26 protein-coding genes are annotated in these 26,690 nt (G+C 66.2%); 11 read left to right on the top strand and 15 right to left on the bottom strand.

Annotated elements, in window-relative coordinates:
- Positions 1 to 119 precede the first annotated feature (119 nt).
- Positions 120 to 428 (top strand): ANTAR domain-containing protein, encoded by a 309-nt coding sequence (locus CBI38_RS37740; RefSeq protein ID WP_162603184.1) that lies wholly within the window; start codon positions 120 to 122, stop codon positions 426 to 428.
- Positions 429 to 630: 202 nt separating this feature from the next.
- Positions 631 to 999 carry a hypothetical protein gene (locus CBI38_RS05895; RefSeq protein WP_162603183.1) on the top strand — a complete coding sequence of 123 codons (369 nt, stop codon included), beginning with the start codon at positions 631 to 633 and terminating at the stop codon, positions 997 to 999.
- Positions 1,000 to 1,014: 15 nt separating this feature from the next.
- On the opposite strand, the gene purQ is transcribed toward CBI38_RS05895, so the two are convergent.
- Both purQ and purS read right to left on the bottom strand, forming a co-directional pair.
- The gene (gene purQ, locus CBI38_RS05890) at positions 1,015 to 1,692 is read right to left on the bottom strand and encodes a phosphoribosylformylglycinamidine synthase subunit PurQ (RefSeq protein ID WP_109327159.1); all 678 of its coding nucleotides are present in this window, start codon (positions 1,690 to 1,692) and stop codon (positions 1,015 to 1,017) included.
- Complete coding sequence (purS, locus tag CBI38_RS05885) at positions 1,689 to 1,928, bottom strand: phosphoribosylformylglycinamidine synthase subunit PurS (protein WP_109327158.1); 240 nt, start codon at positions 1,926 to 1,928, stop codon at positions 1,689 to 1,691. Before purS ends, purQ begins: the two co-directional genes overlap by 4 nt.
- A gap of 115 nt (positions 1,929 to 2,043) precedes the next feature.
- Here purS and CBI38_RS05880 point away from each other — a divergent pair, with 115 nt between their 5' ends.
- Entirely contained in the window at positions 2,044 to 2,691 is a 648-nt protein-coding gene (locus CBI38_RS05880; protein WP_109327157.1) for an MBL fold metallo-hydrolase, read from the top strand.
- Between the two features lie 50 nt (positions 2,692 to 2,741).
- Here CBI38_RS05880 and CBI38_RS05875 read toward each other — a convergent pair whose 3' ends face one another.
- The 3 genes from CBI38_RS05875 to CBI38_RS05865 all read right to left on the bottom strand — a co-directional run bounded on the left by CBI38_RS05875 (position 2,742) and on the right by CBI38_RS05865 (position 5,508).
- Positions 2,742 to 3,446 (bottom strand): DUF2334 domain-containing protein, encoded by a 705-nt coding sequence (locus CBI38_RS05875; protein WP_109327156.1) that lies wholly within the window; start codon positions 3,444 to 3,446, stop codon positions 2,742 to 2,744.
- A 96-nt stretch (positions 3,447 to 3,542) separates the two neighbouring features.
- Positions 3,543 to 4,037 carry a glutathione peroxidase gene (locus tag CBI38_RS05870; RefSeq protein WP_109327155.1) on the bottom strand — a complete coding sequence of 165 codons (495 nt, stop codon included), beginning with the start codon at positions 4,035 to 4,037 and terminating at the stop codon, positions 3,543 to 3,545.
- 85 nt (positions 4,038 to 4,122) lie between these two features.
- Positions 4,123 to 5,508, bottom strand: coding sequence for a cation:dicarboxylate symporter family transporter (locus CBI38_RS05865; protein WP_109327154.1), 1,386 nt, complete (start codon positions 5,506 to 5,508; stop codon positions 4,123 to 4,125).
- Positions 5,509 to 5,667: 159 nt separating this feature from the next.
- On the opposite strand from CBI38_RS05865, the gene CBI38_RS05860 reads away from it, so the two are divergent.
- Positions 5,668 to 7,251 carry a sensor histidine kinase gene (locus CBI38_RS05860; RefSeq protein WP_109327153.1) on the top strand — a complete coding sequence of 528 codons (1,584 nt, stop codon included), beginning with the start codon at positions 5,668 to 5,670 and terminating at the stop codon, positions 7,249 to 7,251.
- On the top strand, positions 7,248 to 7,937 hold the full coding sequence (locus CBI38_RS05855; protein WP_109327145.1) for a response regulator: 690 nt from the start codon (positions 7,248 to 7,250) through the stop codon (positions 7,935 to 7,937). Before CBI38_RS05860 ends, CBI38_RS05855 begins: the two co-directional genes overlap by 4 nt.
- A 16-nt stretch (positions 7,938 to 7,953) precedes the next feature.
- On the opposite strand, the gene CBI38_RS05850 is transcribed toward CBI38_RS05855, so the two are convergent.
- Together CBI38_RS05850 and CBI38_RS05845 are read right to left on the bottom strand one after the other, a co-directional pair.
- Entirely contained in the window at positions 7,954 to 9,237 is a 1,284-nt protein-coding gene (locus CBI38_RS05850) for an NADH:flavin oxidoreductase/NADH oxidase family protein (protein WP_230990093.1), read from the bottom strand.
- A 27-nt stretch (positions 9,238 to 9,264) separates the two neighbouring features.
- A complete protein-coding gene (locus CBI38_RS05845; protein ID WP_109327141.1) occupies positions 9,265 to 10,830 on the bottom strand; it encodes an MFS transporter in 1,566 nt (521 codons plus the stop codon).
- 225 nt (positions 10,831 to 11,055) lie between these two features.
- Between CBI38_RS05845 and CBI38_RS05840 the strand changes: the two genes are divergently transcribed.
- Positions 11,056 to 11,670, top strand: coding sequence for a TetR/AcrR family transcriptional regulator (locus CBI38_RS05840; RefSeq protein ID WP_230990092.1), 615 nt, complete (start codon positions 11,056 to 11,058; stop codon positions 11,668 to 11,670).
- Here the strand turns inward: CBI38_RS05840 and CBI38_RS05835 are convergent.
- The 3 genes from CBI38_RS05835 to CBI38_RS05825 all read right to left on the bottom strand — a co-directional run bounded on the left by CBI38_RS05835 (position 11,667) and on the right by CBI38_RS05825 (position 16,149).
- Entirely contained in the window at positions 11,667 to 12,995 is a 1,329-nt protein-coding gene (locus CBI38_RS05835; protein ID WP_230990204.1) for a M20/M25/M40 family metallo-hydrolase, read from the bottom strand. The genes CBI38_RS05840 and CBI38_RS05835 overlap by 4 nt on opposite strands.
- A 133-nt stretch (positions 12,996 to 13,128) precedes the next feature.
- Entirely contained in the window at positions 13,129 to 15,261 is a 2,133-nt protein-coding gene (locus tag CBI38_RS05830) for a S9 family peptidase (protein WP_109327136.1), read from the bottom strand.
- Between the two features lie 3 nt (positions 15,262 to 15,264).
- Positions 15,265 to 16,149, bottom strand: coding sequence for a phosphoribosylaminoimidazolesuccinocarboxamide synthase (locus CBI38_RS05825; protein WP_109327135.1), 885 nt, complete (start codon positions 16,147 to 16,149; stop codon positions 15,265 to 15,267).
- 192 nt (positions 16,150 to 16,341) lie between these two features.
- Between CBI38_RS05825 and CBI38_RS05820 the strand changes: the two genes are divergently transcribed.
- From CBI38_RS05820 to CBI38_RS05800, 5 genes are all read left to right on the top strand, one after another.
- Positions 16,342 to 17,784, top strand: coding sequence for an MDR family MFS transporter (locus CBI38_RS05820; RefSeq protein WP_109327134.1), 1,443 nt, complete (start codon positions 16,342 to 16,344; stop codon positions 17,782 to 17,784).
- A gap of 147 nt (positions 17,785 to 17,931) precedes the next feature.
- Entirely contained in the window at positions 17,932 to 19,074 is a 1,143-nt protein-coding gene (locus CBI38_RS05815) for an isochorismate synthase (RefSeq protein ID WP_109327132.1), read from the top strand.
- Positions 19,071 to 19,844, top strand: coding sequence for an SDR family oxidoreductase (locus tag CBI38_RS05810; RefSeq protein WP_109327131.1), 774 nt, complete (start codon positions 19,071 to 19,073; stop codon positions 19,842 to 19,844). The genes CBI38_RS05815 and CBI38_RS05810 overlap by 4 nt, the downstream gene beginning before the upstream one ends.
- Before the next feature lie 31 nt (positions 19,845 to 19,875).
- Entirely contained in the window at positions 19,876 to 21,528 is a 1,653-nt protein-coding gene (locus tag CBI38_RS05805) for a (2,3-dihydroxybenzoyl)adenylate synthase (RefSeq protein WP_109327130.1), read from the top strand.
- A gap of 83 nt (positions 21,529 to 21,611) precedes the next feature.
- Entirely contained in the window at positions 21,612 to 22,382 is a 771-nt protein-coding gene (locus CBI38_RS05800; protein ID WP_109327129.1) for an NRDE family protein, read from the top strand.
- Here CBI38_RS05800 and CBI38_RS05795 read toward each other — a convergent pair.
- The 5 genes from CBI38_RS05795 to CBI38_RS05775 form a co-directional block, all read right to left on the bottom strand.
- Positions 22,375 to 22,788 (bottom strand): HIT family protein, encoded by a 414-nt coding sequence (locus CBI38_RS05795; protein WP_109327128.1) that lies wholly within the window; start codon positions 22,786 to 22,788, stop codon positions 22,375 to 22,377. The genes CBI38_RS05800 and CBI38_RS05795 overlap by 8 nt on opposite strands.
- A 77-nt stretch (positions 22,789 to 22,865) precedes the next feature.
- Positions 22,866 to 24,287 carry an adenylosuccinate lyase gene (gene purB, locus CBI38_RS05790; RefSeq protein WP_109327127.1) on the bottom strand — a complete coding sequence of 474 codons (1,422 nt, stop codon included), beginning with the start codon at positions 24,285 to 24,287 and terminating at the stop codon, positions 22,866 to 22,868.
- 22 nt (positions 24,288 to 24,309) lie between these two features.
- Complete coding sequence (locus CBI38_RS05785) at positions 24,310 to 24,939, bottom strand: TetR/AcrR family transcriptional regulator (RefSeq protein ID WP_109327126.1); 630 nt, start codon at positions 24,937 to 24,939, stop codon at positions 24,310 to 24,312.
- 76 nt (positions 24,940 to 25,015) lie between these two features.
- Positions 25,016 to 25,441, bottom strand: a complete 426-nt coding sequence (locus tag CBI38_RS05780) for a DUF1707 SHOCT-like domain-containing protein (protein WP_109327125.1) — start codon at positions 25,439 to 25,441, stop codon at positions 25,016 to 25,018.
- A gap of 73 nt (positions 25,442 to 25,514) precedes the next feature.
- The gene (locus CBI38_RS05775) at positions 25,515 to 26,681 is read right to left on the bottom strand and encodes a pyridoxal phosphate-dependent aminotransferase (RefSeq protein ID WP_109327124.1); all 1,167 of its coding nucleotides are present in this window, start codon (positions 26,679 to 26,681) and stop codon (positions 25,515 to 25,517) included.
- Between the last annotated feature and the right edge of the window lie 9 nt (positions 26,682 to 26,690).

Here is a 26,690-nt window from a genome sequence, read left to right as displayed (position 1 = left end):
TCCGTCCGGATTCGACCGGACATTCAGTGGGAATACTGCTATCACACGATGATTCGGCATCGAGTCGAGGCAATCCCTCGATCGGCGCTCGATTGCAACCACTTTCGAAGAGAGAACCGATGTCCCACAACGTAGTCGATCTACGATCACAGCCCCTACGACAGCAGCGCACCGAGCGTGACGTACTGGCCACGGCGGAGCACATCTTGATCGAGTGCCGCGGATACAGTGGCGACGCAGCGTTCGACGAACTGATGGATGTGGCGCGCAGGCACCACGTCGATGTTCGCCGCGCCGCCGAACGTCTCATCGATCTCGCGGCGAAGGATTCTCGTGCAGTAGTAGAGGCCAGTCGACTCCACGGCGCCGAGACGGCCGCCCTGGACGAGACCTGGGCACCCATGCTCGCCAACCGGCACGCAAGTTGAGAGAGCCGATACCGACAATGACCGGACCGAAGACGCACACCGCGCCCGCAACGGCGACCCCGGCGAAACGCAGGTCGTCGATGAGTACCGAAGAGATCAAATCACGGATCGAAGCGATGTTCGCGCAGGACGAAGCCCCGAGAACCGCAACTGACAGAGAACCGCAACTGACAGAGGGCCGCAACTGACAACGGAGGGGCGTGTGACGTCGAGAGTGAAGCATCCTGTGCGGCGGTTGTTGTTCATCGGCAACCCCACCCAGTTCATCGAGGTGATTCATTGGGCCGCGATGCGGGTGTGGGCGACCGGCCACGGGCTGGAAACCACCAGGACATTCGCCGGCGGGCCGGTGGTGTGTGCGGTCGCCACCGAAGACGTTCTCGATGGGCTCTGTCTTCCTTCAGAGGCCACCATGTTGCAGCGAGTCCGCAGAGAAGGCATTCCGTGCATCAGCGTGCACGACGCTCCCGAACGCATCAACGATGAGATCGGTGCACTGACGCCGATAACGGCCCTGCACACCGAAGCCGACGCCGAGTCGCTCATCGAGAGCGACAAGGCATCGGCGTAGGGCGAAACGTCCAGGTCAGGCGGAAATGACGCTGTCGAGGACGGAATAGAACATGCCGAGCCCATCGTCGCTGGGACCGGTGAGAGCTTCGGTGGCGTGCTCCGGGTGTGGCATCAGGCCGACGACGCGTCCGTTGGCTGAGGAGATGCCGGCGATTGCGCCCTGAGACCCGTTGGGGTTGTCGCCCGCGAACCGGAAGACGACCCGGCCTTCACCCTCGAGCTCGTCCAGTACATTCTTGGGAGCCTGGTAACGGCCCTCGCCCGACTTCAGCGGAATGAGAATCTCGGCACCCGACTCGTAACGCGAGGTCCACGCCGTCGATGTGGATTCCACCCTGAGCCACTCGTCACGGCAGATGAAATGCAGGCCTTCGTTGCGGGTGAGTGCGCCCGGCAGCAGACCGGCCTCGCACAGCACCTGGAAACCGTTGCAGATACCGAGGACGGGCATGCCCCCCTGAGCTGCCTGAACGACCTTGCCCATGACGGGGGCGAAGCGCGCGATCGCGCCTGCTCGCAAATAGTCACCGTACGAGAACCCACCCGGGACGATGACCGCGTCGACGCCCTTGAGGTCGGCGTCTCCGTGCCAGAGGTTCACGGCCTCGCCACCGGCGAGTTTCACCGCACGGACGGCGTCGACGTCGTCGAGGGTGCCGGGGAAAGTGATGACTCCGACGCGTGCGCTCATGCTTCGACGCGCCTCACGGTCCAGTCCTCGATCACCGTGTTGGCCAGCAGGGCCTCGGCGATCTTCTCGAGCTGCGCGTCGTCGACGCTGCCGTCGACCTCGAGCTCGAAACGCTTCCCCTGGCGGACATCCGAGATTCCAGCGAACCCGAGCCGCGGCAGGGCCCCGGCAATGGCCTGCCCCTGGGGGTCGAGAATCTCGGCCTTGGGCATGACTTCGACGACGACACGGGCCACGTGCTGCTCCTCGTTAGTAGTGCGCGAGCCCAGAGTGGAACACCGGGCACTAGGGAGTTTACCGGGCCACCGGTGTGCAGCCCGCATCGGACGGAGGGCGCGCATACTCGAATCCATGCGACTGACTCACTTCGGCCACAGCTGCGTCCTCGTCGAGTTGAACGGTTCCACCATCCTGTTCGATCCGGGCAACTTCTCGCACGGATTCGAGGGCCTCACCGGGCTCGACGCGATCCTGGTCACGCATCAGCACCCCGACCATGTCGACCAGCAGCGATTGCCGGCTCTCGTCGAGGCGAACGCCGACGCAGCCCTGTACTCGGATCCACAAACCGCGGCGCAGCTCGGCGGTAGATGGACGGGGGTGCATGCCGGCGACGAGTTCGACATCGGCAACGTCCATGTCACCGGCACCGGCGGTACGCACGCCGTGATCCACCCCGACATCCCGATGATCGACAACACCGCTTACCTACTCGGCGACTCCAGCGATCCGGCACAGCTCTTGCATCCGGGCGACTCGCTGTTCGTCCCGGAACAGAAAGTCGACGTGCTGGCTCTGCCCGCCGCGGCGCCGTGGTTGAAGATATCCGAGGCGATCGACTACCTGCGCGCCGTCGCGCCCCGGGTCGCCGTACCCATTCATCAGGCGATCATCGCCGACCAGGCCACCGGCATCTTCTACGGTCGTTACACCGACATGGCACCGGCGGGAACCGAATTCCGCACCCTTCCCAGCGAATCGAGCGTCGAGGTGGCCTGACGCCCCTGTGAGTACTTCTCAACCGCCCGCTGTTAAGAAGTACTCACGGGTCAGGCGGCGCCCACCCGGGGATGTCGCGGCTGCCACCGGTAGACCGTCGGCTCCGCGCCGTACTGAAGGGCCAGGTCGACGGCGTCGAGAATCGCCTGCCGCGGGCCGGGGGTACCCAGCTGCTTGGCCGTGACCGCGAGGCGGACCACTCCCCCGCGCTTCGCCGCGCGCCCCGAGCCGTGGACGAGCGCCCGACACCACCACGGCTCCGCCCGGAACCCCTCGCCGATGCCCAGTACGCGCGACCGTACGGACGACCCCCGTTCGAGGTCGTGAATAGCGGTCATGTTCGCGAGGAGGCGGAACCCCGCGGAAGGCAGGGCCGCGACGGCACCCTGCGACGCCAGCCAGCGCGGCGGGGCGAACACCCGGGTGCGCAGGCCGGTCTGCTCCATCACGCGGTCGGCGGCGATCAACCGCAGTCGGGCTTCGTGTTCGGGAAGTGCCGCGAACTCTGCGCGACGACGTTTTGTGGCGGCTTGGTCGTAGCCGTGCAGGACAACGGCGTCGCCCCGGGAAAGGCGCAGACGCAGCCAGTCCTGGGTCGCCGAGTCGTTGACCAGGCGGTATTTGTCTTTCAGGCGCGGAGCGACCAGCAGCGACAGCGGCACACCCCGCGCGTCCATCTCCTCGGCGAACGCGGCGGCGAAGTCGCGCGTTTCCTGTCGAAGTCCTGACACCGACACGAGCAACTGTCCGGTCATGACTTCCAGGGTGACAGCCCAAGGTGAACGCCAGGCAAAGGTCGTGCGCCTTTCTGGTCGCCTGGGCCACCAGAAAGGCGCACGAGCCCGAAGGGCCTACTTCGGCAGGACAGCCTCGATCGCGGCCACGACCTCGGGGGCGTCGGGTTCGGTGCGCGGACGGAACCGGTTCACGACGGTGCCGTCGGGTGCGACGAGGAACTTCTCGAAGTTCCATTGCACGTCCCCCGCCTCCCCGTCGGCGTCGGCAGCCTTGGTCAGCTCCTCGTACAGCGGATGACGATTGTCGCCGTTCACCTCGATCTTCTCGAGCAGGGGGAAGGTGACGCCGTAGGTGGTGGAGCAGAACGTCTCGATTTCCTCGGCAGTCCCTGGCTCCTGTCCCATGAACTGGTTGCACGGAATCCCGATGACGGTGAGACCGCGGTCGGCGTAATCGGTCGCCAGCTTTTCGAGGGTCTTGTACTGGGGGGTGAGCCCACACTTGGAGGCCACGTTCACCACGAGAACTGCGCGCCCGTCGTATTCGCCGAGCGAGGTGGGCACGCCGCCCAGGGTTTTGATGGCAATATTCTGCACAGGAGTCGTCATGACACCCAACGTAGCGACAACAAGCGCTGTGCGCCCAAGCGGAGATCCGCCCGGGCGCACAGCGCTTCTTTGTTCGTTCGTGGTGTCAGTGGGTGAGCAGCACGCGGGAGTCGTCTTCGCGGGCAGGGGTTGCCTTCTCCTGCTCGACGACCTGACCGTGACCGTCGTCGACCATGGTCTCCTCGTCGAAGGGCAGCTTCCCGTCGAGGACCTTGCGGACGCGGTCGTTGTCGACGGTGTCCGTCCACGAGCCGACGAGCAGCGTCGCGACGGCATTGCCGGAGAAGTTGGTGACTGCGCGCGCCTCGGACATGAACCGGTCGATGCCGACGATCAGCCCGACCCCGTCGAGCAATTCGGGGCGGTGGCTCTGCAGCCCACCGGCGAGGGTAGCGAGACCTGCACCGCTCACCCCGGCGGCGCCCTTGGACGCGATGATCATGAACAGCAGCAGCGACAGCTGCTCGGGAAGCGACAGCGGCTGGCCCATCGCGTCTGCGATGAAGATCGATGCCATGGTCAGGTAGATCGCGGTGCCGTCGAGGTTGAACGAGTATCCGGTCGGGACCACGACGCCGACGGTGGTGCGCTCGACGCCGATGTGCTCCATCTTCGCGATGAGGCGGGGCAGGGCCGACTCGGACGAGGACGTGGCGAAGATCAGCAGGTACTCGCGGGCCAGGTAGCGGACGAGCTTGAAGATGGACACTCCGGCGACGACGCGCAGGATCGATCCGAGAACTCCGAAGACGAAGATCAGGCAGGTCAGGTAGAAGCCCAGCATCAGGGTCGCGAGCTGAACGACTGCGCCGAGTCCGGTCTGTCCGACGACGTTGGCGATGGCGCCGAAGGCACCGATCGGGGCCAGCCACAGGATCATCGACAGGATCTTGAACACGAGCTTCTGCACGTAGCCGACCCCGCGCAGGATCGGCTCACCCTGCTTACCCAGCGCCTGCAGACCGAAGCCGACGAGCAGGGCCACGAAGAGGGTCTGCAGGACGTTCCCCTCGGTGAGCGCGGACAGCAGTGACGTGGGAATGATCGACCCGATGAACTCGACGGTGCCGCCTGCGCCGTGCGCCTTCTCGGCCAGCTGGGCGCCGGTTCCGGCGGTGTCTGGGCTGACGTTCAGGCCGCTACCCGGGTCGAGGAGGTTGCCCACCACCAAGCCGATGCCGAGGGCGACGGTCGACATGCCGATGAAGTAGGTGAGAGCGAGCCCGCCGACCTTGCCGACCTTGGCCGCTGCTTTCACCGACCCGATTCCCAGCACGATGGTGCAGAAGATCACCGGGCTGATCATCATCTTGATCAGGTCGACAAACATCGTGCCCAGGACACCGAGCGATTTGCCTGCCCCCGGCGCGAGCCATCCGACGAGTACGCCCGCGACCACGGCGACGATGACCCCCATGTACAACCAGTGGGTACGGTCGCGTTTCTTCGTTTTCCCTGTCGCAGTACTCATGGGGTGGTCCTCCAGTTCGAATGGCAAGCTGATCGATAAGCCGGGTAGTGACCGCGATCACGTCTTGTGGAGAATCTTGTAAGCGATCGCTCGGTTGGAGAAGTTTGTGTTCATTACGTTCAGGAGAGTGCTGTGCGACGACCACTGCCGAGACGGCCCATGAGCGTGGCGCGTCAACTGTTCCTCCTGCAGTTGGCGGTCTTGACGCTGGTGATCGCTGCGGGAACTTTGCTTGCCGTCCTCGATCAGCGACGCGACAGCGACGACAGCACCCGGCGTGCGGTGACGGCAGTGGCCACGGCGCTGGCCCTGTCCGACGGAACCGTTGCAGCGCTGCGCACTCCCGACCCCAGCGCGATTCTCCAACCGCAGACCGAACGGATCCGCACGGCCACCGGAACCGACTTCATCGTGGTGATGGCCCCGGACCGCACGCGCTTCACGCACACCAGCCCGGAGCTCATCGGTGGCACGTTCTCCGGAAACATCGAGCGTGCGCTCGCCGGGGAAACGTTCACCGAGACCTACGCCGGTTCGCTCGGTCCGTCCATCAGGGCGGTGGCCCCCATCTACGACGGCGGCCGCATCGTCGGTCTCGTCTCGGTGGGTGTCACCCGCGAGAAGATCGGCGACCAGGTGGCGAAGAGCCTGCCCACTATCTTCGCCGTCGCCGCAATCGGACTCGTGGTGTCCGCGGCCGGCTCGTTCCTGCTGAGCCGGCGGCTGCGCCGTCAGACACTCGGAATGGCGCCCGATGAACTGCGGCGTATGTACGAGCACCACGCCGCCGTTCTCCATTCGATCGGCGAGGGTCTGGTGGTTCTCGGTCGAACCGACGGCGACGACGCGACCGCCGAGGTAGTGAACGACGAGGCCCGCCGACTACTCGATCTACCCGACGGCCCGGTGCCCGTTTCCGCCCTGCCACCGTCGCTGCGTACGGCCACCGCCCCCGCCCCGTCGGACACCGGCGAGCCGCGCGACGAGATACATCTGACCACCGACCGCGTTCTCCTCGTCAGCCGTGAACCCGTCGAATGGGAGGGACAGCGCATCGGCACGGTACTGACCCTGCGTGACCGCACCGAAATGCAAAGCGTGATGGGTGAACTCGACTCGGTACGTGGGTTCGCCGAGTCCTTGCGTTCACAGGCCCACGAGTCGGCCAACCGGCTACACACCATCATCACGATGGTGGAACTGGGCCGCTACGACGACGCGATCGCGTTCGCCACGGATGATCTGCGTCTGTCCCAGGAGCTGATCGACCGGCTGATGACGGCGGTACACGAACCGGCACTGGCAGCGCTGCTGCTCGGCAAGGTGGGCGTTGCGGCGGAACGGGGCGTCGACTTGATCGTCACCGAGGACACCGCACTGGGTCCCGTCACGCCGCTCACCGCGCGGGAACTGGTCACGCTGGTGGGTAACCTCGTGGACAATGCCATCGACGCCGCGCGCGGTTCTGCGGAGCAGACGACCGACGGACCCTGGGTGGAAGTCACTGTATGCGAGGAGGATTCGTCGATGGTCGTGCGCGTTGCGGATAGTGGTCCGGGTATTCCCGCGGAGGTGTTCGACAAGGCCGTAACCCGTGGCTATTCGACGAAATCCGGCCAGCGCGGGCTGGGACTCGCCCTCGTCGTGCAGGTCGTGACACGCCACGGGGGAACGATCCGCACCGAACCGTCACTGGGCTCGATGATCGTCGTCGAGATACCGATCGCCGGAGCGCCTTCGTGATTCGAGTGATGATCGTCGAGGACGAGCCGCTGATCGCCGAGGCTCATCGTGCGTATGTCGAGCGGGTGCCCGGGTTCTCCGTGCATACCGTCGTCCATGACGGCAGCAGTGCGATGCGCGCCGTGGCGGAAGCCGGCAGCACCGGGGATCCGATCGACCTCGTCCTGCTGGACTTCGGTTTGCCGGATTCGAGTGGTCTCGATGTTGCGGCCGCGCTGAGCGGGATCCGGCCCAGCCCCGACGTCATCGCTGTCACCTCGGCCCGCGACCTCGAGTTGGTGCGTACCGCGGTGGCCCGCGGGATCGCGTTGTATCTGCTGAAGCCGTTCACCTTCGCCGCGTTCCGCGACAAACTCGAACGGTACCGCGAGTTCCGGGACGCACTTCCTGCTGGCAGTAACGCGTTGAGCCAGCAGGACATCGACCGGGCAATGTCTGCCCTGCGCACCTCGGATGAACGCGCGAGTTCGCCGAAAGGTGTGGCTCCGCAGACCCTCGACCACGTCTCCGCGTGCATCCGGGACGCAGCAGGACCCCTGACTGCCGCCGAGGTGGCCGCCGCGATCGGTGTGTCCCGTGTGACCGCATGGCGGTACCTCGAACGACTGGCCGACGACGGCGTCCTCGCCCGGCACACGGAGTACGGCCGGGCGGGACGACCGCAAATTCGGTACGCGTTGCGCTGAGGAAACCGTATGTCCGTCAGCCACCCCGCTTGCTGCGGAGAGCGCCGACGCCGTTCCGGTTGATCATCGACGCCGCGGTCTTCCACCACGGCCGATCGAGGTCGGGGTCCATGCCGGCACCGAGCCGCTCCAGCTGGTCGGTGTGCCATTGCAGATCCAGGGCGCCGTCCAGGGCCCGGAGGTTCGCGATCCGGGACAGTCCGCCACGCAGACCGAAAGAGACCGGGATGGCGTCGACTCGGTCGCCGCCCGCCACGAGAAGCGCCGATCCCGCGTCGGGGGTGGTCACCGTCGGACGGCCGAGGCCGATCACGTCGCACACTCCGGAATCGACGGCCCGGGCCATGGCGGAGCGTGACCGGAATCCGCCGGTGACCGCAAGCGGTACGTCACCCGCCGCCTCGCGCACCGACGCGGCGTAGTCGAGGAAATAGGCCTCCCGCTGCCTCGTACTGGTGGATACGCTCGCGTTCCGGCCCATCATGGCCGGGGATTCGTAGCTACCGCCACTGATTTCGACCAGGTCGATGCTCTCCACGGACAGTTGCTCGACCACCGAGCGTGACTCCGTTTCGGTGAATCCACCGCGCTGGAAATCTGCCGAGTTCAGTTTGATGCCGACAGCGAAGCTCGGTGCCACGACGGAGCGGATACGGCGGACTATTTCGAGAACGAACCGCATTCTCCGTTCGGAGTCGCCGCCCCAGCGGTCTGTGCGCTGATTGGAGAGGGGTGAGAGGAACTGCGAAACCAGGTATCCATGCGCACCGTGAATCTCGACACCGTTGAATCCCGCCGTTTCCGCTATGCCCGCTGCCGCGGCGAAACGATCGATGATGTTCTCGATCTCCGATTCGGTCAGTGCACGTGGTGTGGTCATTCCCGGGATGTTCGACGCCACCGCCGACGGAGCGACGGGGCGAGTGCGAGTGACGAGTGGATTCGCCTGCCGTCCGGGATGATTCAGCTGCATCCAGATGGGTGCGCCGCCGTCCTGGGTTGCCTTGGCCCATCGTTGGAGCCCGTCGAGGTCTCGGTCGTCATCGAGGACCACATTGCCCGGTTCGCCCAGGTGGCTGCGATCGACCATGACGTTTCCGGTGACCACCAGTCCGTAGCCGCCACTGCCCCAGCGGGTGTACAGGCGTTCGAGGCGCGGGTCGGGACCGTGGTCCTTGTTCGCGAGTCCCTCACTGAGTGCCGCCTTCATCAACCGGTTGGGCAAGCGCTGACCGCAAGGAAGCTCCAGTGCGTCGATCAGGTCGGCGCTCATGTTCTTTCCCGTGGGGACGTTGTTCATACGAGGTTCCTTCTGTTCGAGGCCCGACTACTTCGCGGACGGTTCTTTCCAGGCCAGCAGAACGGATTCGGCGGCCGGTTTCCACGGCAGGAAGACGGCCACCGCAACAGCGACGAGCAGCGAGACCGATACGGTGACGTAGGAGGCCAGTTGGAAGCCCTCCAGCGACGCCGCCTTCATGGCGTAGACGAGGTCGGCCTTCTGCTGCGCGAACGCGGGAACGGTGGGTCGCTTCACGATTTCGAGCACACTGATCACCGTTTCGCGCGCAAAGCTCTTCTCGTAGGGCGTCATCAGGAAGTCGGGGATGGCATCGATGCGCGGTCCGACCTTGGTCGTATACACCGAAGCGACGATCGACCCCAGTACTGCGACGCCGAGGGTGCCGCCCGCCTCACGGGTGGTGTCGTTGACAGCGGAACCGGCTCCGGCCTCCTCGAGCGGCACCGAGGACATGATCGACTCGGTGGCCGGCCCCTGCACGATGGCCAGTCCCAGCCCCATCAACACCATCGAGACGACCACCGCTCCTAGGTAGGGGGTTTCGACCTTCACCTGCCCGGCGATGAACATTCCGACACTCATGACGACGAGACCGAACACGATGACTGCGGTGGTGCCGATCCGTTGCGCGATCAGCGTGGCCAGCGGCGCGCCGACGGCGATCGCCGCGGCGAACGGCAACGAGTGGATCCCGAACTGCAGCGGCGTCAGTTCCATCACGCCCTGGAAGTACTGGGTGATCATGAAGAGGAATCCGAACATGCTGAAGTAGGCAACCGCGATCGCCAGCGCCGGTAACGAGAAACGCCGGATGCGGAAGAGCTGCATGTTGAGGACCGGGGAGTCGGTGCGCAGTTCCCACCACACGAACGCCGCGAAGAACACGACCGACATCGCGTAGCCGGACAGGCTGATCGCCGAAACCCATCCTTGGTGCGGCGCTTCGATGATGGTCCACACCAACGTGGTCACACTGAGCAGCGAGAAGGCGATGCCGAGCAGGTCGAGCCTGCCGACGTGTGTGGTCTTCGACTCGGGAATCAGGAGCCGAGCGAGAACCAGCACGACCAATGCCACCGGCACGTTGATCCAGAACACCGAATGCCACGAGAAGTGCTCGAGGAGCCAGCCACCTGCGGTCGGGCCGATCGCGATCGCGATTCCCGCCATTGCCGTCCAGGCGGCGATGGCAACCGCCCGTTCCTTCACATCGGTGAAGATGTTGATGATCAGCGCGAGTGTCGCCGGGAACACCGCGGCGGCGAACACACCCATGGCGGCCCGGGCGGCGATCACCTGCCCCAGATCGGTCGCGAGTGCGCCGCCCACGGACATGACGGCGACACCGGCCAGCCCGATCATCATGACCCGCCGCCGCCCGTATCTGTCGCCGAGGTGGCCGAACGCGAGCAGCAAGCCCGCGAAGGTCAGGGTGTAGGCGTCCACCACCCACTGCAGGCCGCTGATGTCGGTATGCAACTCGACGCCGAGTGAGGGCAGCGCGACGTTGACGATGGTGTTGTCGAGAACGACGAGCAGTTCGGCCAGGCAGATGACGAGGAGCGCGAGGTAGCGCGCTCGACGACTCATGCCGCTGTCGGTAGTTCGAGGCGCGGCTGGATGAACCGCTGTGGTGTGTGGCACTGGAATCGACTCCTCGTCGCTGTTATGCGGGACTGCATATCTTCTGCGGCGAGAGTATGCGTTACGCCTAGTTACAGTCAATGGGCGGTTGCCGTGTTTCCGCACGAAGTCCGGCAGGGAGTTCGAGAACGACTTCCGGGAGCAGGTCGACGAGCTATGCTGGTCCACATAATGAGTAAGCGACCGACAGCACGCGACCGAATGCTGCTGAGCGCCGTCACCCTCTTCCGCGAGCGGGGCGTGGACGCGACGTCGCTGGCCGACGTCGTCGCGCACGCAGACGCGCCCCGCGGGTCCATCTACCACCACTTTCCCGGCGGGAAGAGTCAGCTGGCCGAGGAGGCCACGCACCGGGCCGGTGGCCTGATGGGCTCCCTCATCAGCGAGAGCCTCTCGAACAAGGGCCCCGTCGAGACACTCGTCCTGATCATCGATCTGTTCCGCCGGGAACTCGTGGAGACGGATTTCTCGTCCGGGTGCCCGGTCGCCGCCGGCGCATTGTCGAGTGGCGAATGCCCCACTGCCAAGGATGCGGCGGGTGAAGCCTTCAGTTCCTGGGAGGCCACCATCGCTGCCTCACTCTGGCAGCACGGCGTACGGATGTCCCGTGCCCAATCCGTCGCCACCATGTCGATCTCCGCGATCGAAGGCGCACTCGTGCTGTCGAGAGCGCAACGCAGCACGCAGGCGCTCGATCGGGTGGCCGCCGAACTCGTGGCGATGGCCGAGGACGTGCTCGCCGACGCGACCTCGACCGGCCGGCGAGCCGACGCACCGGACCGTTAACGCCAGTCGCGGATCAGCCGGCTGAAGAACTCGATCCCGTTCCGTAACCCGGCAATCGACAGGCGTTCGTCCGTGGAATGAATGAGCGCCCGGCTCCGGGCGTCGAGCTCGAAGGGATAGAAGCGATAGACGTACTCACTGATCCGGGCCATGTGTCGGGCGTCGGTGGCGCCGACCAGGAGAAACGGTGACACGATCGCCCCGGGAAAGGTATCGGCTACCACCTGCCGGAGTCGGGCGAACACCTCGTCGTCCGTCCGCGACACCGGTGACGGTTCAGTGGAGCCGAGGATGTCGAGTTGTATGTCGTTGTCGCGGATCGTCTTCCGTATCCGTTCCACGGTGCCGTTCACGGTGTCGCCCGGCAGTATGCGGATATCGAGCACTGCACGCGCCGTCTCCGCCATCACGTTGTTGGCGGCACTGCCTTCCAGGACGGTAGCGACTGCCGTGGTGCGGCACATGGCGTTCATCAGGGCACCGGCGCTCGGCAGCACCCTCGCCAGCAGTGGTCCGAAGGTGTCGGTCCGGGAGAGCACCGTGCCCAGCGGACCTTTCGCATGGACGCCTACGTTGGTGAGCAGGTCGACGGTGGGTTCGGTGAGCCGGGCCGGGAACTTGTGGTGGTCGACGCGGGTGATGGCGCGGGCAAGCCGGGCGGTAGCGGTCTTCCTCCCCGGCATCGACGCGTGACCACCAGGGTCCTTCGCCGTCAACTGCAGGTCGAGGATCCCTTTTTCGGCAGTTCCGAGGACCGCGAGCGTCGCGTCGACTCCGGGAAACGCGTCGCCGGCAACTCCACCGCCCTCGTCGATGACCACGCCCGGCACGATCCCCCGCTCCCGGAACGTGTGCACCACCTGTGGAATGCCGTCTCCTCCGACCTCCTCGTTGTGGCCGAAAACCAGATAGACGTCACGGGCCGGGACGACACCACTGCGCAGCAGCCCTTCGACTGCCTCGAGAATGCTGACCAGCACGCCCTTGTCGTCGATGGCACCGCGCCCCCAGACGGCGTCGTCCGCCACTACCCCGCCGAACGGTGGATGAGTCCATCCCTCGTCGTGTGCGGGCACGACGTCCTGGTGCGCCATCAGCACGATCGGCTTGTCGGGCACCCCGACATCCCAGTGGTACACGAGCGAATGCGAGGCAATGATCTCCTTGTCGAGATTCTCCCGCACCAGCGGGTACAACTCGTCGACAAGACTCCGGAAACGCGCGAAGAACGTCCAGTCCGTGTTCGCGTCGCCCCGGGTGGACACCGTGGGGACACGGAGCATCGCCGCGAAATGCTCGACCGCTCGCGCCGTGTCGATCGCCATCTCTGTCACGAGCGTCACCTCCTCGTCGCGTCGGAACCAGGATGACGATCAGCTTAAACCTGTCGCTCGAATGGCAGGCCCGAGTTCGCCCATGGTTCCGGAACGAGGACGCTCATGTCGGGCGGACCTGGTGTCAGGCCCTCCCGACTATGTGGAGCACCCAGGCGAACTCGAACGCCACTTCCTTCCACTTCTCGTAGCGCCCGCTCACGCCTCCGTGGCCCGCGCTCATCTCGGTTTTGAGAAGCAGCGGCGAGTCGCCCGTCTTGGTGGCCCGAAGCTTGGCCACCCATTTCGCCGGCTCGACGTAGAGGACCCTCGTGTCGTTGATGCTGGTGATCGCGAGGATGGCCGGATAATCCTTGGCCTCCACGTTCTCGTACGGGCTGTACGAACGCATGTACTCGTACACCTCGGGGTTCTCGAGCGGATTACCCCACTCGTCCCACTCGATCACCGTCAGCGGAAGCGACGGATCGAGGATGGAGGTGAGCGGGTCCACGAAGGGAACGTTGGCGAGGATGCCTGCGAAGAGTTCCGGAGCCAGGTTGGCCACTGCGCCCATCAGGAGACCGCCGGCACTGCCGCCGTCCGCGACGAGTTGGTTCGGAGTGGTGCGGCCGGTGTCCACGAGGTGACGTGCACAGTCGACGAAATCGGTGAAGGTGTTCTTCTTCGTCAGTGTCTTGCCGTTCTCGTACCAATGCCGGCCCATCTCGCCGCCGCCACGCACGTGTGCGACGACGAACACGACTCCCCGATCGAGGAGCGAGAGCCGTGCGACGGAGAACGCGGGATCCATGCTGGCCTCGTACGAGCCGTAGCCGTACAGGAGTGTCGGCGCCGGTTCGTCCGGGGCACCGTCGGCACGCCTCACAATCGACAGCGGAATCCGGGTACCGTCGGCGGCGATGGCCCAATCACGTTGCTGCACATAGTTGCGCGCGTCGAAGTCCCCGAGCACGGGTTGCGACTTCCGTAGCGCCAGTTCGCCCGTCGACAACACGTAGTCGTACACCTGCCCGGGCGTGATGAACGAGGTGAACGCCATCCGCAGAGTCGGCTGCTGCCATTCCGGATTGGCGCCGAGGCCCACGCTGAACAGTTCCTCGTCGAAGGCGATCTCCGTGAACTCGCCGTACCCCTCCGGGCCGAGCGGCCAGATCGCCAAGCGAGTCAACGCTTCCCGCCGGTAGCTGAGCACCAGATGGTCGGCGAAGGCGTCGACCTCCTCGAGTCGTACATCCGACCGATGCGAGATCAGCGTGGTCAAGGACGTCGGATCCGACACCGGCGCCTCGGCAAGCACGAAATTCTCGGCCTTCTCACCGTCGACGACGTCGTTGTGCATGATCAGGAAACGATCTTCGCCCGCGACCACTGCATGTTCGACGCCGTATTCGACGCCTTCGCGCCGCGGAAGAATTACCCGGAACTCACCTTCAGGATTTGCCGATTCCAGGACCCGGGCTTCGCTGGTGATCTTGGAACCCACCCAGATCATCAGGTACTTCTCACTGCGGGTGGATCCGACGGAAACCCAGAACCGCTCGTCGGGCTCCCGGAAGACGGCGACGTCCTCCTCGCGGGCGGTGCCGAGCCGGTGACGCCACACGGTGTCGGGGCGCCAGGACTCGTCGACCGTGAGGTAGAAGACATGCCGGTGGTCGATCGCCCAGGTAACTCCCGGTGCGGTGCCGGTGATCTCGTCGGGCAGCAATTCGCCGGTGACGAGGTTCTTGAACCGGAGCGTGTAGCGCTCGTCGCCGACCACGTCCACCGAGTACGCGAGCAGCGTGCCGTCGTGACTGAGGGAGAAGGCTCCGACGGAGAAGAAGTCGTGACCCTCGGCCTCCGCGTTGCCGTCGAGCAGGATCTGCTCACCGGGGAGTTCGACCCCCGGGGTCAGCTCCGGCGGCGTCCAGTCGTCGGGACCCGCGATCGGTGTCCGGCACTGCACGCCGTACTGCTTACCCTCGATGGTCCGGGCGTAGTACCAGTACTCCCCCATCCGGGTGGGCACCGACATGTCGGTTTCCTGTGTCCGGGATTTGATCTCCGAAAAGATCTGGTCGCGCAAGGGAGCCAGATGGGCGGTCTCCTGCTCGGTGTACGCATTCTCGGCTTCGAGGTAGGCGATCACCTCCGCGTCTTCCTTGTCGCGCAACCATTCGTACTCGTCGACGAAAGTGTGTCCGTGATGGACCCGCTCGGTGGGAACCTTCTTGGCAACGGGCGGGGTCAGAATCTTGTTCTCGGTGGTCATCGCTCAGCCCACCCACTCCGCGAACGACAATCCCGAAATGCGCTCGTACGCGTCGATGTAGCGTTGCCGCGTTGCCGCGACGATCTCCGCGGGAAGCGGCGGCGGCGGCGTGTCGGACGCGCGGTCCCAGCCCGACTCGGGGCTGGTGAGCCAGTTACGGACGAACTGCTTGTCGAAGCTCGGCTGCACCTTCCCGGCCTCGTACCCGTCGGCCGGCCAGTAGCGGGACGAGTCGGGTGTGAGGACCTCGTCGGCGAGCACGAGGTTGCCCTTCTTGTCGAGGCCGAACTCGAGCTTGGTGTCGGCGAGAATGATCCCACGGTCGGCGGCGAAGTTGGCTGCTCTGCCGTAGATGTCCAGGGTGTCGTCCCGCAGTTTGATCGCCAGGTCTTGACCGACCTTGTCGACCACGACGTCGAAGGTGATGTTCTCGTCGTGCTCCCCCAGCTCCGCCTTGCTGGCCGGGGTGAAGATCGGATCAGGGAGCCGGCTGGCCTCCACCAACCCCTCGGGCAGGGGCACCCCGCACACCGAACCGGTCTCGTTGTAGTCGATCAGGCCGGAACCGGTGAGGTAACCGCGGGCGACACATTCGATCGGAACCATCTCGAGCTTGCGCACCACGAGTGCGCGGCCGAGGACCTCCTCGGGGATGCGACTGTCGTCGGGCTCACCCGCCAGATGGTTGCTGCCACCGAGCACGCCGAAGAAGAAGACACTCATCGCGGTGAGTACCCGGCCCTTGTCCGGAATCGTGGTACCGAGAACGTGGTCGTAGGCGGAGATGCGATCGCTCGCGACCAACAGCAGGTGCTCGTCGTCGATCGTGTAGAGGTCGCGGACCTTGCCACCGGCCAGATGGGCGTAGGAATCGAGTGAGGGGCGCACGGTGAGCCAGCCTATCGGTCCTGCCGGACAGACCGGGCGCTGACCTTGCGGCGCTCACAGCGTTCCGGGGTCGATCGTTGCGCTCTACCGTGAGGTCGGGCCCCTGAGCCGACCGCGCGGAACACCCTCCTGAGCCATGTCGTTACCGTGGGTTACGACACGATGTGATCCCAGGTACGAATCAGGTGAGCAATGACAACCGACACAGCGCCCGTCGATGTGGGGTTCCGGTCGGAGCGCGGTCCGGTACTCGTAGCGCTGATGCTCACGACATCCCTGGTTGCCCTCGACGCCACCATCATCTCCACCGCGGTCTTCACCATCGTCGGCGATCTCGGTGGATTCACCCAGTTCCCCTGGCTCTTCTCCATCTATCTACTCACCCAGGCCGTGTCCGTGCCGATCTACGGCAAACTCGCCGACATCTTCGGCCGGAAACCGGTCATGCTTCTGGGGATCGGCCTCTTCGCGCTCGGGTCGGTCCTGTGCGGGCTTGCCTGGAGCATGCCGGCACTCATCGCCTTCCGCGCCGTGCAGGGTCTTGGGGCAGGCGCGGTCCAGCCGATGAGCATGACCATCGCCGGCGACATCTACACGCTCGCCGAACGTGCGAAAGCGCAGGGTTACCTCGCGAGCGTGTGGGGAATGTCGGCGGTGGTCGGACCGACGCTGGGCGGCGTGTTCTCCGAGTATCTGTCGTGGCGCTGGATCTTCTTCGTCAACATTCCGCTCTGCCTCCTGGCCGCGGTGATGCTGATCCGCAACTTCGACGAGAAGCGGGCGCGGACCCGCCGGTCCATCGACTACACGGGGGCCGGACTGCTCGCCGTGGGCGCAACGCTCCTCATTCTGGGCCTGCTCGAAGGCGGCCAGGCCTGGGCGTGGAGTTCGCCGGTCAGTCTGGGCATCTTCGCCGCCGGCGGCGTGTTCCTGTTCGTCTTCGTCCTGGTGGAACGGCGAGCCGCGGAACCCATCCTCCCGCTGTGGGTGTTGACGCGACGAGTCCTCGCCGCGAGTAGCGTCGTCTCGCTTCTGGTCGGCGCCATCGTCCTGGGCCTCACCACGTATGTGCCGACCTTTGCCCAGGGTGTGCTCGGGACGGGCGCGTTGGTGGCCGGGTTCGCACTGGCCACCCTGACCATCGGCTGGCCGATCGCCGCGTCGCTGTCCGGGCGTGTGTACCTGCGCTTCGGATTCCGGGTCACGGCCACGGCGGGCAGTTTGCTGGTCGTCGCGGGCACCGCCCTCACGACCATCCTGTCCATCGAGTCGGCGGTGTGGCAGGTGGCGCTCTGCTGCTTCGTCATCGGCGGCGGGATGGGCCTCGTCGCCAGCCCCACCCTCATCGCCGCGCAGGCCAGCGTCGACTGGTCGGAGCGCGGTGTCGTCACGTCCACCAACATGTTCGCCCGGTCTATCGGCAGCGCCGTCGGGGTCGCCCTCTTCGGAGCCCTCGTCAACGCCCGCCTCGGCGGCACCGAGGACCCCGCCCGCGCCGATCTCGCCGAAGCCCTGCACCTGGTCTTCGTAGCCGCCCTCGGCGCCGCCGTGATTCTCGTGCTCGCTGCCGTGGCGATGCCGAAGAAATCCGCCGCTGCGCCTGCGCCGAGTACCGCGCCGCCGGCCGGCGAATGACGGTCGCGTCGGGCCCCCGTTGCGAAAGCCTGCCCTCCCCGCCGCGTGCGGGTGACGTCGACCAGCATCGAAATCGGCACCGAACCAAAGGTTAGGCTAACCATATAGTCTGACGTGAGTTCGCCGGTTATCGAGAGGGGATCACACATGGAATCGACGGCAGTCGCCGAATCCGCCGACATCGGAGCGGATTCACCGTCGAGCACACCGTTCATCCTTTCCCGCCCCCACGGCACGGTCGTTGCCGTGGGAACCCGCGCGCAGTACGACTCCACCCTCGCAGCAGCCGAGGCGCTGCGCGACGGCCGTGCCACCGCCATAGTCGGCGCGCTCCCCTTCGACCCCGAACACCCGTCCGCACTCGTCACGCCGCAGTCGCTGAAACACGAATCCGGGAGCTGGAACGGCGAATACCGCGAGCTCCCGCGCATCCGGATCGGACCAGCGGCCCCCACGGAGGCCGAGCACGTCGCCCGGGTGGAAGCCGCGCTACGCGAATTGCATTCGCCGGACAACACTCTGGAGAAGGTGGTCCTCGCCCGGTCACTCACACTGCACGCGGACGAACGTCTGCACCCCCATGCATTGCTCGCCCGACTGGTCGCACACGACCAGGGCGGCAACGGTTTCAGCGTCGCTCTGGGCGCGGCTGGAGACGCCTGGTCGGGAAAGCACCTCGTCGGTTCGAGTCCCGAGGTGCTGATCCGGCGCCGAGGAGACGCGGTGAGCTGCCACCCCCTGGCCGGTTCTGCGCCGCGCCGCAGCGACCCCGAGTCGGATCGTCGGACAGGTGAAGGTCTCGCCGCGTCCGAGAAGAATCTGCGTGAACACGCGCTGGTCGTCGACGCGCTCCGGGCGAGCCTCGCACCGCTGTGCACTGAACTCGACATCCCCGACAGTCCGTCCCTCACCCGCACCCCCCACCTCTGGCACCTCGGCACACCCGTCTCCGGTCGGTTGCGAGACCGCTCGGTCACAGCCCTCGACCTCGCCGTAGCGGTGCACCCGACACCCGCCGTCTGTGGCACTCCCACCGACGCCGCACGCCGGCTGATCGCCGAACTCGAGGGCGACCGCGGCTTCTACGCCGGAGCGGTGGGCTGGACCGACTCCGACGGGGACGGCGAATGGATGGTCGGCATCCGGTGCGCCGAGATCGACGCCCGCGGCACCACGATCGTCGCGCACGCGGGCGGTGGCATCGTCGCCGCATCCGACCCTCACGACGAACTCGCCGAGACGACAACGAAATTGGGGACGATCCTGGCCGGTTTGGGAGTGGAGCCGTGAGCGACGGAGTCACCCTCGTCGTCGGCGCGGCACACGGTATCGGGCAGGCCACCGCCGTCACTCTGTCCCGGCGAGGTCATCGCCTGGCGCTGCTCGACCGCGACGGCGACGGGTTGCGCAGCGCTGCCGCCCTCCTGGACCGGTCGCCGCTCGACACCGAGGTCGTCGACATCCGCAACTCCGACGCCGTCACAGAATCCGTACGACACATCGAGGACCGGCACGGCCCCGTCACCGCACTCGCGCACGTCGCCGGAATACTCGAAACCGGTTCGATACTCGACGCCGATCCCGCGAGCTGGCAACGCGTCTTCGACGTCAATGTCACCGGACTGGTCAACGTGCTGAGGGCCGTCGGAATCGAAATGCGCCAGCGCAGAAAGGGTTCGATTGTCGTGGTGGGCTCCAATGCTGCCGGCGTGCCGCGCACAGGAATGGGCGCGTACGGCGCATCCAAGGCCGCAGTCGCGATGATCGTCCGGGTCCTCGGACTCGAGTTGGCCGAGTACGGGATCCGCGCCAACATCGTGGCACCGGGTTCGACCGACACCGCCATGCAGCGGTCGCTGTGGTCCGACCCCGCCGACGACGAGGGGGCCCGCGCCGCGATCGACGGCGATCTCGCATCGTTCAAGGTCGGCATCCCCCTGGGCCGGATCGCGGACGCCGCTGACATCGCCGATTCCGTCGAATTCCTGCTCTCCGATCGCGCGCGGCACATCACCATGCAGGCCCTGTACGTCGACGGCGGCGCCACCCTCCGGGCGTGAGACCGAACAGCAAGTTGCGAAAGGACTTTCGATGACCACGAGCCTGCGCGCGCCCCTCTCCGACACCACCGGATATCCCGCCTCCTTCGCCGAACGGTATCGGCAGGCCGGTTACTGGACGGACGAGACGTTCCAGCAGTTTCTCGGCGCACGCGCAGCGGAGTTCGAGGATGCCGTTGCGGTGGTGGGGCCGGACGCCACCGGAGGAGAAACGAGCCTCACCTACCGCCAACTCACCGACCGCGCCGGTCGATTGGCGGCCGGACTTCTCGAGTCGGGCATCCACCCCGGTGATCGGGTCGTCGTGCAGTTACCGAACATCGTCGAGTACGTGGAAGTGGTCTTCGCGCTCTTTCGCCTCGGCGCGTTGCCCGTGTTCGCCTTGCCCGCGCACCGCGAGCACGAGGTCTCCTACTTCTGCAGTTTCACCGACGCGGCCGCATACATCGTCACCGACCGGCACGCCGGTTTCGATTACCGCGCACTGGCCCGCCAGGTGGTGTCGTCTTCGGAAAAGCCGCCGACGGTGATCGTCGCCGGAGACGCGCAGGAATTCGTTGCGCTCGACGATCTGCGGGGCTCGGCCCCGATCACCGTCGAGGCGCCGGTCGACGCGGAGTCGGTGGCCTTCCTGCAACTGTCGGGTGGCACCACCGGGGTGTCGAAACTGATTCCTCGCACGCACGCCGACTACCTGTACTCGGTGCGCGAATCGGCTCGCATCTGTGGCGTCGACGAGCACACCCGCATGCTCGTTGTTCTGCCTGCTGCACATAACTTTCCGATGAGCTCGCCCGGCATCCTCGGTGTCCTGCACGCAGGCGGTCGCGTCGTGCTGGCACCGGATCCCAGTCCCGACACTGCCTTCGCCCTCATCGAGCGTGAAGGCATCACCATGGCGTCGCTCGTTCCACCGCTGGCACTGGCGTGGTTGGCCGCCGCCGCCCGCACCGAACGTGACCTGTCGAGTCTCGAGGTGTTACAGGTCGGCGGCGCAAAATTCAGTGCCGAGGCGGCCAAGCGGGTGCGGCCCGAACTGGGATGCACAGTGCAGCAGGTGTTCGGCATGGCGGAGGGCCTCGTCAACTACACGAGACTCGACGACCCGGAGAGCATCCTAGTCTCCACGCAGGGCAGGCCGATCAGCCCCGACGACGAGGTGCTCGTCGTCGACGACCACGACGTACCCGTTGCCGCCGGCGCCTCCGGTCACCTACTCACCCGCGGCCCGTACACCATTCGTGGTTATTACCGGGCACCCGAACACAATTCGACGGCGTTCACCGAGGACGGTTTCTACCGCACCGGTGACATCGTTCGCCTCACCGACGACGGATACCTCGTCGTCGAGGGCCGGGCCAAGGACCAAATCAACCGCGGTGGCGAGAAAGTAGCCGCAGAGGAGGTAGAGAACCATCTTCTGGCACATCCCCGCGTCGCCGACGTCGCAGTGGTGTCGATGCCCGATCCCTACCTCGGCGAACGCACCTGCGCCTTCGTCGTCGTCCTCGGCGAACAACCGACGCAAGGAGAACTCAAGAAATTCGTGCGCGGCCGCGGCCTCGCCGAGTACAAGGTCCCCGACAAGGTGATGTTCGTCGAACACTTCCCGGTCACAGGCGTTGGCAAGATCAGCAAGTCCGAACTGCGCCGAGCCCTGGAGAAGACGCTCGCGACACCGTAGTCTGCGCTGTCGTAGTGCCTCGCTTCGCGATGGCAGGTGCTGTCGAAATACTTCGGGGTCCAGCGCACACTACTGTCGGAAGCATGTGTCTGGTCCTGTTCGCGTGGCATACCCACCCCGACCTTCCCTTGGTCGTGGCAGCCAACCGCGACGAGTTCTACGCCCGCCCCACCGAGCCGCTGCACCGCTGGGACGAGGGTTTCGTCGCCGGCCGGGACCTCCTCGCGGGCGGCACCTGGATGGGAATCAGTGACGGATTACGGTTCGCGGCCGTGACCAACGTCCGCGATGGGTCCCCTGCGGCCGGGGCGTTGTCCCGCGGGCGGCTGCCCGTCGATTTCCTCCTCTCCGAGGACTCGGCGGCCTTTCATGCCGACAGCGTCGCCGCAACCGGCAGTGCCTACGGCAGCTTCAACCTGCTCGTCGCCGACCGGGAGGAACTGTGGTGGTCCACCAACCGGCCGCACGGCCGCCGGCAGCGTGTCGAACCCGGCATCCACGGGTTGTCCAACGCCGAACTCGACACCCCATGGCCGAAGGTCACCGAGGGCACCCGCGCGTTCGGCGCCGCCCTCGCCGCCGACGACGGTAAGCCGGACGCCGACCTCGAGGCGTATTTCGCCGTCCTCGCCCAGAGCGAGCCGGCACCGTGGGAGTCGCTGCCCGACACCGGGGTCGGGCCGGACCTCGAACGGGCACTGTCGTCGCGTTTCATCCACTACGGCGAGTACGGCACCCGGGCGTCGACCGTCCTCCGTGTCCGCTCGGACGGCACTTACGACATCACCGAACGCCGCTTCGATCCGAACGGGGTCGCCGGCGAAGTCCGGTTCGACTCGGCGCAGGTCAGGTAAGCGACGATCGGATGACGCCGGCAGTTTGCTCCAGCGCCATCCGGCTGGGCGACGTCGGCATTCCGCGCAACCCGAATCCGTCACCGTTCGTGCGGGGAACGACGTGGAGGTGAACATGGAACACCTCCTGACCGGCGGCGATTCCGTCGGCCAGGAAGAGGTTTACGCCATGGGCGCGTAACGACCCGTGCCGCAACGTGGTCGCGATCCGCTGTCCCGCGGTGAACACTGCGGCACCATCGGCGGGGTCGAGGTCGGACAGTCCGGTCGCGTGCCGCTTGGGAACCACCAGCAGGTGTCCGGGGGTCCACGGCCGGATGTCCATGAACGCCATCACCTCGTCGTTGTCGTACACGACGCTGGCTTCGGCGCGACCGGCGACAATTTCGCAGAAAGTGCAGTTCATGGGGTAGGCACCTCCGGTGCTTGTGAGTGGTTGACGAGTCCCTGCACTCGTTAACCACTCACGGGCGGCGAAGCCGCCTACAGGATCGGGGACGGCTGGTAGGCAGCCGCCTCGGGGTTGGCGTCGACGAGCTTCTGTACCTCGGTCACCACTGCGGCCACCTGAGCTTCGGCCGCGCCGATGAACGCCTTCTTGTCGGCGAGCGCCTCGTCGAGGGCTGCCCGGTCGAGGGGCAGCCGGTCGTCGGCGGCGAGCCGGTCGAGGAGGTCGGGTTCCTTGCCCTGCTCGCGCATGGCCAGTGCGACGGCGACGGCGTGTTCCTTGATGACCTCGTGCGCGGTTTCGCGGCCCACACCGGCCCGCACGAGCGCCATGAGGACCTTGGTGGTGGCGAGGAACGGCAGGTACCGGGTGAGTTCCTTCTCGATCACGGCCGGGTAGGCGCCGAATTCGGCGAGCACGGTGAGGAACGTTTCGATCAGTCCGTCGATGGCGAAGAATGCGTCCGGCAGGGCGACCCGGCGCACCACGGAGCAGAACACGTCGCCTTCGTTCCATTGGGCGCCTGCGAGTTCTGCGGCCATCGACGCGTAGCCGCGGAGGACGACCTGCAGTCCGTTGACACGTTCGCAGGAGCGGGTGTTCATCTTGTGCGGCATCGCGGAGGACCCGACCTGGCCGGGTTGGAAGCCCTCGGTGACCAGTTCGTGCCCGGCCATCAGGCGGATGGTGTGGGCGAAGGAGGACGGCCCGGCGGCGACCTGGACCAGCGTGGACAGCACGTCGTGGTCGAGCGAGCGCGGGTAGACCTGCCCGACACTGGTGAAGACGTGAGCAAAACCGAGGTGCTGGGCCACCTTCCGCTCGAGGGTGTCGAGTTTGGCGGCGTCGCCGTCGAGAAGGTCGAGCATGTCCTGCGCGGTGCCCATCGGACCCTTGATTCCGCGCAGCGGGTAACGGTCGATCAGTTCCCGTAGCCGGGTGAGGGCGACGAGCAGTTCGTCGGCGGCGGAGGCGAAGCGCTTGCCCAGGGTGGTGGCCTGCGCCGCCACGTTGTGCGAACGGCCGGCCATGACGAGGCCGCTGTACTCGGCGGCACGCTCGGACAGCCGTGCGGCCACCGCGACACCGTGTGCGTACACGTGCTCGAGAGACCGCAGGATCTGCAGCTGTTCGACGTTCTCGGTGAGGTCGCGGCTGGTGAGACCCTTGTGTACCTGCTCGTGACCGGCGAGTGCGTTGAACTCCTCGATGCGGGCCTTCACGTCGTGCCGGGTGACCCGTTCGCGGGCGGCGATGGAGTCGAGGTCCACCTGATCGATGACCCGCTCGTAGTCGGCGAGCGCCTCGGCCGGCACGTCGATCCCGAGTTCCGCCTGGGCACGCAGCACCGCGAGCCACAGCTGGCGTTCGAGCACGATCTTGTGCTCGGGCGACCACAACTCGACGAGTTCAGGGCTGGCGTAACGGTTGGCGAGGACGTTCGGGATGCGGGTCACGAGACTTCAGTTTACGGCGGCGCTAGAGGTGAACGTGGTCCGGCCGGTCCAGCGCCGGCGCGACGAGGTCGACGACGTCGAGCAGCATGGCCCGGGCGAGCCCACGAAGGTCGGGGTCGTGCTCGCCGAGGGCAGTCACCACGGCGCCGTCCACGGTGGCGACCAGGCGACGCAGTTGTCCTTGCCGCACGTCACGGTCGGAACGACGCAGGGCCTCGGTGAGGATGTCGTCGAGCTGTGCTCGCAACCGCAGCTGAACCTCGCGTAGTTCGGGTCGCCGCGCGCACGCGGTGAGCCGCTCGTACCGGCAGATCAAGCGTTCGCGACTGTCGTCGGTGATCAGTGCCGGCCCGACGAGTAGTTCCACGAGAAGGTCGACGGTGGACTCGCGACCGCGACGACGGTGGGTGACGTCCTCTACCCGCGCCCGCATGACGGTGAGGTCGCGTTCACCGTTGCACTCGACGGCCTTCGCGATCAGCTCTTCGAGCGACGCGAAATAGTAGGTGGTCGATGCCAGCGGAAGGTTCGCGCGCGCGGCCACCGACCGGTGCCGCACCGCTTCGAAGCCGCCCTCCAGAAGCAGGTCGGCGGCAGCGTCGACAAGCGCCTGTCGGCGCCGTTCGCCCTTGGGAGTTGCCGCTGTCGACACCAATTCATCCTGCCAGCCGGGGGTGCCGCACCAGAGCGGATTGGGCTACAGACCGCGAAGTTTGCGCCGGGCGAAGTCACCAGGCTCGGCACGAACGGCGACCGAGGTGATGCCGTGCGAGGACGAGCCAGATGATCGGAAGGAAGACGAGAGGCGGCACGCGGACAACGAAGACCCACAGGACCGCGGCGAGCACCGCGATCACGAACAGCAGCGTGCGCAGGGCCGCGGCCTCGCGTCCCGGATCCCGGCGGCTCGGCTCCGGCTCGTACTCGACTTCGGTCCCGAAGCGCTGTTCGCCCGGAAGATCCGCGAACAGAGGTGCGAGGTCGGCTGCGGTCTTGGCGAGGTACGCCTGACGGACCCGGGAATCGAACTCGTCGGTGTCGAGGCGGCCGGCCGCAAAGTGTGCGGCGAGTGCCGTTGCGGCCTGCTCCCGCTCCAAGGTTCCTATGCGGAGTCCACCAGGAGTGGAAGGGTCTGGGTTGCTGATTTCGCTCATGGTTTCGCCTTTTGCCCGCGTGCGCCGCAACACTGTAATCCTGGTCATAGTGTAGGCCGACTTCGGTCGATCGCTAGAGCCAGCGCCGCAAGCGGATCAGTGCTTCCCGCACTTCCGCCGTGGACCCGGCGAACGAGAGACGGATGGTCCTGTTCCCGTGGACGGTGTCGAAGTCGATGCCGGGTGCCAGTGCCAGACCCGTGTCCTGCAGCAGTCGCGAGCACCACTGCGTCGACGTGTCACCATGGGCCCCACCGAGAAGGTGACCGATGTCGGCGTACACGTAGAACGCACCGTCCGCGGGCGCCAGCTCGGTGATACCCAGTTCCGGTAGCCCCGTGAGGAGCAGTTCGCGGTTCACGGCGTAACGCTGGACGTGCGAATCGAGTTCGGCCCGCGACTCCGGTGTGAACGCCGCGATCGCCGCGTACTGCGAAATCGCCGGTGGGCACACTGTCATGTTCGACGCCAGGCGCTGCAGGGCACCCCTCAGCCCGGCGGGTACCAGCATCCACCCCAGCCGCCAGCCCGTCATCGAGAAGTACTTGGACACCGACCCGACGACGACGGATTCCCGCGACGTCTCCCAGGCGCTCGTCATCGTCTGCCCGCCGTATCCGATGCCGTGGTAGATCTCGTCGGATATCAGGAGGGTGCCGTGGTCGTCGCACCACCGAGCGAGACCCGCCAATTCTTCGGGATCGATCACGGTTCCGGTGGGGTTGGCGGGACTCGCGACGATCAGACCGGCCGGGGGTTCGGGGAGCGCCTCGAGCATCGCGACCGTCGGCTGGAACCGGGTGTCGGCACCGCAATCGAGTTCGACGACGTGGCAACCGAGGGCGGCGAGGGTATTGCGGTACGCCGGGTAACCCGGGCGAGCGACGACCACGGTGTCGCCCGCATCGAAAGCGGCGAGGAACAGCAACGTGAAGGCTCCGGAGGACCCCGTGGTCACCACCACGTCCTCGGCGTCGACAGCGATACCGGATTTGGTGGAGTGGTACTCGGCGATCGCATCGCGGAGTCCCAAGATTCCGAACGTCTCGGTGTAGCCGAGCAGGTGTCCGTCGAGGACCTGCCGGGTGGCGCTCAGCACGGGCTTCGGCGCCGGGGTCGAAGGCTGACCTGCTGCGAGAGTCAGCACGTCCCCGTGGGTCCGTTCGCGCTCGGCGGCGGCCTTCCACACGTCCATCACGTGGAAGGTCTGAATGTCGGATCGCTGAGATTCGGAGCGCACACCTCGACG

It is taken from the genome of Rhodococcus oxybenzonivorans (assembly GCF_003130705.1).
Taxonomy (GTDB): Bacteria; Actinomycetota; Actinomycetes; order Mycobacteriales; family Mycobacteriaceae; genus Rhodococcus_F; species Rhodococcus_F oxybenzonivorans.
The sequence above is the reverse complement of the archived record's forward strand: the minus strand, read 5'-3'. Positions and strand labels throughout refer to the sequence as shown.

What these genes read in the sequence shown, in the direction of transcription:
- CBI38_RS05800 (WP_109327129.1), top strand. Translation starts at nt 21,612, where the DNA reads ATGTGTCTGGTCCTGTTCGCGTGGCATACCCACCCCGACCTTCCCTTG.
- CBI38_RS37740 (WP_162603184.1), top strand. Translation starts at nt 120, where the DNA reads ATGTCCCACAACGTAGTCGATCTACGATCACAGCCCCTACGACAGCAG.
- CBI38_RS05820 (WP_109327134.1), top strand. Translation starts at nt 16,342, where the DNA reads ATGACAACCGACACAGCGCCCGTCGATGTGGGGTTCCGGTCGGAGCGC.
- CBI38_RS05840 (WP_230990092.1), top strand. Translation starts at nt 11,056, where the DNA reads ATGAGTAAGCGACCGACAGCACGCGACCGAATGCTGCTGAGCGCCGTC.
- CBI38_RS05815 (WP_109327132.1), top strand. Translation starts at nt 17,932, where the DNA reads ATGGAATCGACGGCAGTCGCCGAATCCGCCGACATCGGAGCGGATTCA.
- CBI38_RS05780 (WP_109327125.1), bottom strand. Translation starts at nt 25,441, where the DNA reads ATGAGCGAAATCAGCAACCCAGACCCTTCCACTCCTGGTGGACTCCGC.
- CBI38_RS05835 (WP_230990204.1), bottom strand. Translation starts at nt 12,995, where the DNA reads ATGGCGATCGACACGGCGCGAGCGGTCGAGCATTTCGCGGCGATGCTC.
- CBI38_RS05880 (WP_109327157.1), top strand. Translation starts at nt 2,044, where the DNA reads ATGCGACTGACTCACTTCGGCCACAGCTGCGTCCTCGTCGAGTTGAAC.
- CBI38_RS05875 (WP_109327156.1), bottom strand. Translation starts at nt 3,446, where the DNA reads ATGACCGGACAGTTGCTCGTGTCGGTGTCAGGACTTCGACAGGAAACG.
- CBI38_RS05830 (WP_109327136.1), bottom strand. Translation starts at nt 15,261, where the DNA reads ATGACCACCGAGAACAAGATTCTGACCCCGCCCGTTGCCAAGAAGGTT.
- purQ (WP_109327159.1), bottom strand. Translation starts at nt 1,692, where the DNA reads ATGAGCGCACGCGTCGGAGTCATCACTTTCCCCGGCACCCTCGACGAC.
- CBI38_RS05865 (WP_109327154.1), bottom strand. Translation starts at nt 5,508, where the DNA reads ATGAGTACTGCGACAGGGAAAACGAAGAAACGCGACCGTACCCACTGG.
- CBI38_RS05805 (WP_109327130.1), top strand. Translation starts at nt 19,876, where the DNA reads ATGACCACGAGCCTGCGCGCGCCCCTCTCCGACACCACCGGATATCCC.
- CBI38_RS05860 (WP_109327153.1), top strand. Translation starts at nt 5,668, where the DNA reads ATGAGCGTGGCGCGTCAACTGTTCCTCCTGCAGTTGGCGGTCTTGACG.
- CBI38_RS05850 (WP_230990093.1), bottom strand. Translation starts at nt 9,237, where the DNA reads ATGAACAACGTCCCCACGGGAAAGAACATGAGCGCCGACCTGATCGAC.
- CBI38_RS05870 (WP_109327155.1), bottom strand. Translation starts at nt 4,037, where the DNA reads ATGACGACTCCTGTGCAGAATATTGCCATCAAAACCCTGGGCGGCGTG.
- CBI38_RS05795 (WP_109327128.1), bottom strand. Translation starts at nt 22,788, where the DNA reads ATGAACTGCACTTTCTGCGAAATTGTCGCCGGTCGCGCCGAAGCCAGC.
- CBI38_RS05845 (WP_109327141.1), bottom strand. Translation starts at nt 10,830, where the DNA reads ATGAGTCGTCGAGCGCGCTACCTCGCGCTCCTCGTCATCTGCCTGGCC.